This is a genomic window from Sporosarcina highlanderae, assembly GCF_030433715.1.
Lineage (GTDB): Bacteria > Bacillota > Bacilli > Bacillales_A > Planococcaceae > Sporosarcina > Sporosarcina highlanderae.
Window position 1 is genome coordinate 260,913 of record NZ_JAROCC010000005.1, and the last position, 8,364, is coordinate 269,276.

The following is an 8,364-nucleotide window of genomic DNA, read 5'->3' on the forward strand; positions in this document are numbered from 1 at the left end:
GATTTCCCCCCTCTTTTCCTACCCCATACAATACCATAGGTGAGAAATGGGCTGCAACTGAACATTGCTGACAGCCTTCGTTTTTTCCCTTATAATGAGAGTAGGACATGTTTACGATAATAGAGGAGGATACGAAATGGGAAGAAAAACCAAAGTGGCCATTACCGTAGGTGCAGCCGGTTTAACAGCTTGGGCAGCCTCCAAGGTAGTTGCCAAGCCGAAACCCCGCTCTCCCAAGCAATCACTTGAATTCAAAAATCCAGTCGTCCTATCCAATCGTGGTGGAATGAAAAACGCCCCAGAGCATACGCTAACAGCGTTTTCAAAATCAGCAGAACTTGGGGTTAATGGTTTTGCGATAGATATCCGTTTAACTAAAGACGAAGAAATTATCGTTTTCCACGATGAAACAGCAGATCGGACAACGGACTTTTCGGGGAAAGTTTCCGAATATACATTAGCTGAATTGAAAAAAGCGGATGCTGGATTTATGTTTGTCGATGAGGATGGTAACTATCCATATCGTGATACAGGTGAAAAAATTATTACCTTGCGGGAATTGTTAGCTGCTTATCCGCAAATGCTCCTTGCCATTAATCTAAAAGATTCTCCAAACACGTATGAAGGAAGTTTAATGCCTTCAAAGCTTTGGCGTCTACTTGATGAGATGGGTGCTGAGGATCGGGTAATCGTTATGAGTTCTTTTGATGAGCAAACTGATCGCTTCAATTTGTATGCACAAAACAAAGTTGCAACCGGGGCTGGAAATGATGAAGTGAGAAAGGCCTATGCAGCATTTTCAAGCAAATTTGGTCATTTATATAATCCGCGTGCAGATCTTTTTTGCATCCCTGAAAAGATGGGAGTCTTTCCGATGAATACTGAGAGCTTCATCAACTTCCTTTCAAATCTTAATGTTGCAGTTTACTATAATGATGTTAAAGATAAAGAAACGATTGAGAGACTGTTAAGCATTGGCGCAGCAGGTTTTGTAACCGATGACCCGGAAATGGTGACAGAAATCATACAACACCATTCAGACTAATAGAAACGGTTGCCATTATAAGAATGGCAACCGTTTCTTAAATCTATACAAACATTATGCTGAACAGGAGCAACTACCGCCGGATCCGCATCCGCCCCCGCAAGATGAATCCGCAAAGAATCCATCACCCGCAGGCGCTTTAACTGAATCGGAAACCGATTTTGCAATGATTGAACTAACCTCATTCAATAGGTTTTGAACATCATTCTCGGCAACCCTTAGAGCAGCCACCTTCTCGTTCATATCCAGATTCCTCTTTTGAATACGTATATCTTTCATCACTGTCTTATAGTCAGGATGGTATCTTCCAAAACGTTGTACTTCCTCATAACGCTCTTTTATGTTGCTAAAATCGTATATCGCTTTCGCCAACGACTCGTCGGAATATACGGCATGATTCGCTCTTCTATACTCATTTATAATTTCAGAAGAGAGTAACATGTCGGAGAGCGTCTCTGCTTTCTCAATGATTGACATCCATTCATCCGTCATCATCATCGGGCTTTCCCCTCCATTCCAACTAATCATAACAAATATGCTACCGGTTTTGCATGTTTTCTGTTCAATTAATCTTGGACTTTTTATCCTGCAATGCCTCTTTCGCAATACTATAATCCGAGAATGGAAAAAACAATTGCCCGACTTGCTGTGTTTTCTCATGACCCTTCCCAGCTATCAAAATAACGTCCCCATCTTTCGCATCAAACACAGCTTTACGAATTGCGGCCCTTCGATCGGGCACAACAGTTACGCTTTTAGAATTCTTGCTATCAATTCCTGATAAAACTTCATCAATTATTTGAAGTGGATTTTCATTTCTTGGATTATCTGAAGTAATGATTACTTGTGACGAGAAGTTTGCTGCCACCTCTCCCATTAACGGACGCTTCCCATGATCTCTATCACCACCGCAACCAAAGACAGTTATCAGTCCGCCATTGTGTTCCTTTCTTAGGGAAGATAAAACCGTGTGAAGGGCATCGGGTGTATGGGCATAGTCAACAAAGACGGTTAACCCCGAATCTTCAACCCGTTGTAAACGTCCTTCAGGCAAGTGAAGCTTTTGGCAAAGTGATAATAATTCCGTCCTATCAAAACCGAGTGAATTCAATGTCGTCACGGCGGCAAGTGCATTCATCCGATTATGACAACCTGTTAATGCATGAGAGTAGTGGCCATCTGAAACCTTTAAGCCCGACATCATTGTTTCACTGAAATAGTTGGTTGGTCGATTGGCATTATTGACAAGGGACAAACATTGCTCGTCATCCAAATTCACCACTAATTTATTCGCCATCGCAGCCAACCTCTTCTTTGCACTGAGATACGCCTCTTTACTGCCATGTTCCTCATAGTGATCAACACCAATGTTCAAGAATACCCCTACGTCAATTCGACAATGATCGAGTCTATAAGTTGAAAGTCCCAATGAAGAGGCTTCCATGACAACGTATTCCATTCCCGCTTCAAGACATTCTTTTAATAATGGGTGTAAGAATTCTGCAGGTAAAGTGGTCATCTCTGGAACCTCGAGAGTCCTTTTTCTACCATTCAAGAAGATTCCTGTCGTCCCGATAACGGCAGCTTGTTTTCCGGACATTTTTAATAATTGACCGATAAAATGTGTAACTGTCGTCTTGCCATTTGTTCCTGTTACAGCAATGATTGTCATTGATTCTGCTGGGTCACCGGCAAGTTTCGCACTAACGTATGAAATGAACTTTCTTCCATCCGGCACGGTAATAATTGTAATATTGTGAGGTATTGCTATATTTATAGATGTATTGCGATCAATTACAATTGCTACTGCGCCACTTTCAATAGCTTCCTGAACATGTAATAGCCCATCATGCCGGGCACCTCGTCTTGCAACAAAAATATAACCCTCTCCCACCTTGTTAGAACGCTCGGTTATGCCACACACCGACATGCCGATACTTCCAGAAACCGTACAGGGCCAATCTTTCAGGATCTCTGATAGTAACAAAAGCCCTCTCCCCTTCCCGAACAATTTTCATGATTACCGAATATATTGAGAGCGAACCATACTTTATCGTATGAAGGAATTGAAACGAACGACACGAAGAAAGTTGGGAGCTTGAATGATAGTTCAAAAATTTGGCGGAGTGGCCATGAAAGACAAACAAACAAGAAAATTATGCATCGGACACATCCAAGCCGCAGTGGAAAGATATCAAAATGTTGTAGTGGTCGTTTCAGCCATCGGTAGAGGAGATGATCCATACTCCACAGATAGTCTATTGCGTCTAACAGATGCTTTTAGTTCTGCGAAGGCAGCAAGTGATTTAGCTGCTTCATGCGGTGAGCTTATTGCATCAGCCATCCTATCTGCGGAACTACAACAAGCAGGTACGCCGAATAGGATTTTACATGGCATACAAGCGGGTATTTGGACATCTGGAGATTTCGGGGATGGTACAATAAGTGATGTTGATCCGACAATGATAACAGATGCATTAACAGAAACCGGCTGTGTCATTATTCCAGGTTTTCAAGGGATAAATGAGTTCGGTCAGGTTATGACGATTGGGAGAGGTGGAAGTGATTTGACAGCCATCGCGGTAGGTGCTGCTCTTCGAGTATCACATGTTGAGTTTTTTAAAGATGTGCCAGGCATCATGTCAAGCGATCCCCGTGATCATAACGACTCCAAGAAGTTAGATAATATAAACATCCATCAGCTACTCCCTCTCCTTGAAACAGATCGCCCCGTCATTCAAAAACGAGCTGCACTTTACGCAATGAAAAAAGCGATACCCCTATATGTAAGAGGTATCACTTCCAAAGAAAACGGCACTTGGGTCAGCCCATAGTTCATCTTTCCATAAGACCGGATTCCGTTTTTTTCTTATGATCAGATTTTATTAATACTTGTGTATAATATTTCCCATATGCTCCTGTACCGATGTCCGTTGCATCGGGATCTAACAAAACACTACGATGTGCGGGGGAATTCAGCCAACCATGGACTGCTTCTATAGCGTCCACATAATTGGAGGCGATATTCTCCCCCGCCTTTTTATGTTCAATTCCTTGGTTTTTCAGCCTCTCTGATAGGTTCCCGCTTGAGGGAGATTCATGTGAAAAATAATTTCCGATTGCCATGTCCTTGCTATGATTTTGTGCAAGCGTCGTTAACCAATAATTATTTTCCAAAGGGTGAAGGTCGTGATGTTCACGATAAATATTCGTTAATTCGAAAATTTGTCTTTCCATTGAACGGTCCACTTCCATTTGAGCTCGTGAAGATGGATGGCGGGCTATTATTAATTCACCCATGTATTCCATATCATACGGTTGGTGGACAACTAAGGTCTTTGGATCGATGAACCGAACACCTTCAATTATATCTTCTTGACCGTCTACATAAACTTGTGCATATAGGCCATTAAATTTTAAAAGGATTTTATCCTTGAGATCCTGACTGTTCAGTGTGAAAGTATAAATATTCTCTCCAAGCACGACATTCACTTCGGTTTCAATAATCGAAAATCTATAAATTTCATTTACATTCTGCCCTACAGAAAAAGGTTTTAAATCAGCGGATTGATCAGCGCTGAATAGTTGATTCACTTTTCCATCGTCGTTCACACCTGCCATAAAATTATGTGCGACTTTGTAAATCCACCATTCATATCCATAAGCGGAAGGCTCAATACGGTCAGGCTCTCCAAAAGATTCAATTAACTCATCCGAACTTTTCCCGACAAATGTTGAAAGTCCTGTTTTCGGCCTTTCTGGTCCTGAAATTTGTTGTTCATCAAATTCTTTATCAGGCACGGGAATAGCCGTCCCATGTTTTACTGGCGATTCAAGTGGCTCATTTTCTTTTACACGACTGTCTAAGAAATAGAATACTGCGAGAAGTATAAACAATAATATCGCTATTTTCCATAAAACTCTCATTTCTTCTCGCCTCTTTCTGTAGATATAATCTAATTCTAACTAATTTCTTATACAAAAGACACCTTTAAAATTATGCGTCATTCAGTCTACACATAACGCATGACACAATGTTGTCATTGCAACTCCAACCAATTTGTTCTATTATAAATAAGTATAAGCAATTGACTGGATGATCACGAAGGAGGACTTTAGACGATGTGGATTGAAAATACAGGCATTGAAGAAGTTGTTGCCGACCTATCATTACTTGATGAAATCATGTTGAAGCATGATCTTGTTCGTGCTGGGCAATGGGATTATGAGCGTGTAACATATGATAAAAAATATGTAATTAAAGAGGGTACATATTACCTTCGTGTATTCGGTTTTACACCTGATGGAGATGTAGATACTCGCGATGCCATCATTCACCTTAAAAAACCGGCACTTGGTAAACACTACTATCCACACGGTGTTGAATATGGAGAAGATGAAAACTTCCCGGAAGGCCTTGTAAAAGACTGCCAAGCAACATTGAAAGCGGTTATGGAAGAACTTAAGCCATACCTCCAGAAATAATAATTGTTTTAGGAAAGTCAAAGAACTTATAGTTCTTTGACTTTTTTCTATTATTTACAATTTAATTTGGTTATAATGCTACTAATGAACAGTTTGGAGGAATGACCGTTGTCCCGTTGGCTTACAAAAAAAAATATTATGCTTTTTTCCCTACTCATCATCGTCATATTAATCTTTATTTTTATTCTTCCAGTTTCTATACCAATCATTTTGGCCCTTATAACTGCGATTCTATTTGAACCTCTTGTCAAATTGACTGAATCCAAGTTTAAATGGAAACGAAGTGTATCTGTGATGTCAGTGTATATTTTCATAATTGCACTATTAGCAGTTATCATCTATTATACGATTACATCATTGATTGGTAGAATCATTCAGTTCACAAAAGATGCTCCTGAATACTTGAACAAGCTATCGAATGTATGGATAGACGTCCAGAGTAAGATTTTTTTATACACCTCCGATTTGCCCGACGATGTAGTAAAATCGATGCAAAATAGTTTTAATGATATTTTGATGTCTTTTAAAGATTCCTTTTTAGCATTCTTCAATTCAGAAAAGATTGTAGCCCTTGCATCTGAAATTCCAAGCTACTTAGTCAGCTTTATCTTTTTTATGATTGCGCTATTCCTTTTCATGTTGGAACTTCCAGAGTTAAAGAAAATGATTTTTAGACATTTGACTGAGGAAACTTCAAAGAAAGTACGCTATATGACAGTTAAATTGAACTCGGTCATTTTTGGATTTGTAAAAGCACAATTGCTGGTAAGCTTAATCATTTTAGCAGTAAGTTTCGTAGGTTTGCTGATCATAGCTCCAAAATACGCTTTGGTTATGTCTCTTGTTATTTGGATAATCGATCTCATTCCGATTTTAGGTTCTATCATAATTCTTGCTCCATGGTCATTATATCAATATGTCAGTGGAGATATTGGACTCGGTACGAAGCTTGCTGTCCTGGCTGCTGTTCTTCTGATCATTCGAAGAACTGTCGAACCGAAAGTAATGGGCAATCAGATCGGCCTATCCCCTCTTCCGACTTTGATAGGCATGTTTATCGGTTTAAAATTATTCGGTGTATTTGGATTGTTCATCGGCCCGATGCTTGTAATCTTATTTAACACTGCACGAGAAGCAGGCATCATCAAACTAAATTTTAAATTGTAAAAAAAACGCACTTCTAATTCAGAAGTGCGTTTTCATGTCCCTAATATGGCTTTAATCAATGAAGTGGTTTCGCCGCCTTCATAAATTATATATAGTAATAAGTAAACAGCAATGCCAGTAATGGCTGTGAAGAACCAGACTATCGCTGTTACAGGCCCTATTTTACGGTGTTTTTCAAGCCTATCTTTCAGACCCCAACGGATAGTAAGAATACCGATGATAGCCCCTGTAGTCGAAAGAATAATATGGAAAACGAGAAAAATTGTATAATAGACCTTCAAGTTATCCGGACCACCAAAAGCAGTGTTTCCGATAAAAATTGTTCGGGATGCATATATGATGAAAAACAGAATGGCCGATACTGCAGCTGCCATCATCATTTTTTTATGAGCATCGATTTTTTTATTACGAATCAGTTTCCATCCGATTGCTACGAAAATGGCTGATAACACAATGAAAAAAGTGCTCAGTGTTGGTAAAAAAGGAACATTCATACATAATACCCCTTCAGAGTGAAATAGATCATCTATTCATTTCAAATTTTTGTCTTTCCAGCAAATCTCTCTGTGTAATCTCATCTGCATTCAATTGCTCTTCACGATACCACTTGATGAAGATTTTACCTATGACAACTACATAGATTAATTCTTGTACAATTTTCATTATAATTCCGCCCAATTGCTGATCATATACGGTCGGCATGTTGGTAAACAGCTCTGGACCCGAAATACCCATACCAGATAAGCCCGATAGCGTCCCGGCCGGTACACAGAGCGCCATAGCCTTCAGCCACGCTTCTCCACTGCTATATGTCTCATAGACAGGTACATCCACAAAAATGATTAGGGCACAAGCAGGCGTCACTAAAAGGGCACTTAAAATTACATAGCCGATTTTCTTTAATCCATGCAGAGATGGATGATCGTCCAGTGTATTCACTACAGGCCACCATAATACCAAAGCTGCTAAAAACACTGTTATTGTAAACACAGCGTGCAACACTGCACTCAATTTAATATAATCAAGTACCATCGGGTAATGATACAAGGAAAAAGCAAGTGTAAATATTAATAAGCTAATAATTGGTTTTGTCAGCAACCTAACAGTTTTATCAATTATTTTTACGCTGAAAACCTTTTTCCAGACAAAGTTCGGTATACCAATAATCATTAACGGAGCAACCCCTAACAGAAGAAGCGCCATTTGCGTCATATGAACGGAAAACAGTATATGTCCGATTAAGTCAACAGGCGACCCTTTAAGGATATACAAGAGCACCATCGAAGAAAGGAAAAATCTGATTTCACGTTTAGTTACTGGTTCCGACCCTTCAAACCAGTTTCTCCACCTTTTGGTTAAGAGAAAATACAATACAACAAGAAGTACAAGTCCTACAAAAAAATATGGACTCCATAATGCACGAAATCCGAATATGCTTAAAGGCATCATTGCCATCGCTCCTTTAAAGTGTCTTTCATTATTATAAAACTAATACGGTGCGAACACAATGAACGAAGTTTGAACAATAATATAAAGCGGAGTCCGACCGTAGCTGGATGGGGCAAAAGCAAAAAGCCTGTGGAATTAATCGAGGCCACTGAAAAAGTCCACTTACGAGGGCTTATGCTGGAACTGTTGATTTTCGTTCCGAGCGGACGCTTTCCGTG

9 protein-coding genes are annotated in these 8,364 nt (G+C 39.8%); 4 read left to right on the top strand and 5 right to left on the bottom strand.

What is annotated here, in order from left to right:
* Positions 1-136 precede the first annotated feature (136 nt).
* A complete protein-coding gene (locus P5G49_RS08750) occupies positions 137-1,045 on the top strand; it encodes a glycerophosphodiester phosphodiesterase family protein (protein WP_301243107.1) in 909 nt (302 codons plus the stop codon).
* A gap of 54 nt (positions 1,046-1,099) precedes the next feature.
* On the opposite strand, the gene P5G49_RS08755 is transcribed toward P5G49_RS08750, so the two are convergent.
* Together P5G49_RS08755 and P5G49_RS08760 are read right to left on the bottom strand one after the other, a co-directional pair.
* Positions 1,100-1,543: a YlbF/YmcA family competence regulator gene (locus tag P5G49_RS08755; RefSeq protein ID WP_301243108.1), complete on the bottom strand. Its 444-nt coding sequence runs from the start codon at positions 1,541-1,543 to the stop codon at positions 1,100-1,102.
* Positions 1,544-1,607: 64 nt separating this feature from the next.
* On the bottom strand, positions 1,608-3,032 hold the full coding sequence (locus tag P5G49_RS08760; protein ID WP_301243109.1) for a UDP-N-acetylmuramoyl-L-alanyl-D-glutamate--2,6-diaminopimelate ligase: 1,425 nt from the start codon (positions 3,030-3,032) through the stop codon (positions 1,608-1,610).
* 115 nt (positions 3,033-3,147) lie between these two features.
* Here P5G49_RS08760 and P5G49_RS08765 point away from each other — a divergent pair, with 115 nt between their 5' ends.
* A complete protein-coding gene (locus tag P5G49_RS08765; RefSeq protein ID WP_301243110.1) occupies positions 3,148-3,879 on the top strand; it encodes an amino acid kinase family protein in 732 nt (243 codons plus the stop codon).
* 1 nt (position 3,880) lies between these two features.
* Here the strand turns inward: P5G49_RS08765 and P5G49_RS08770 are convergent, their stop codons facing one another.
* Positions 3,881-4,972, bottom strand: a complete 1,092-nt coding sequence (locus P5G49_RS08770; RefSeq protein ID WP_301243111.1) for a CAP domain-containing protein — start codon at positions 4,970-4,972, stop codon at positions 3,881-3,883.
* A gap of 195 nt (positions 4,973-5,167) precedes the next feature.
* On the opposite strand from P5G49_RS08770, the gene P5G49_RS08775 reads away from it, so the two are divergent.
* Positions 5,168-5,530: a YugN family protein gene (locus P5G49_RS08775; RefSeq protein ID WP_301243112.1), complete on the top strand. Its 363-nt coding sequence runs from the start codon at positions 5,168-5,170 to the stop codon at positions 5,528-5,530.
* Between the two features lie 108 nt (positions 5,531-5,638).
* A complete protein-coding gene (gene ytvI / locus P5G49_RS08780; RefSeq protein WP_301243113.1) occupies positions 5,639-6,697 on the top strand; it encodes a sporulation integral membrane protein YtvI in 1,059 nt (352 codons plus the stop codon).
* 32 nt (positions 6,698-6,729) lie between these two features.
* On the opposite strand, the gene P5G49_RS08785 is transcribed toward ytvI, so the two are convergent.
* Complete coding sequence (locus P5G49_RS08785) at positions 6,730-7,191, bottom strand: DUF420 domain-containing protein (RefSeq protein ID WP_301243114.1); 462 nt, start codon at positions 7,189-7,191, stop codon at positions 6,730-6,732.
* Positions 7,192-7,219: 28 nt separating this feature from the next.
* On the bottom strand, positions 7,220-8,146 hold the full coding sequence (gene ctaG, locus P5G49_RS08790; protein ID WP_363322172.1) for a cytochrome c oxidase assembly factor CtaG: 927 nt from the start codon (positions 8,144-8,146) through the stop codon (positions 7,220-7,222).
* Positions 8,147-8,364: the final 218 nt, after the last annotated feature.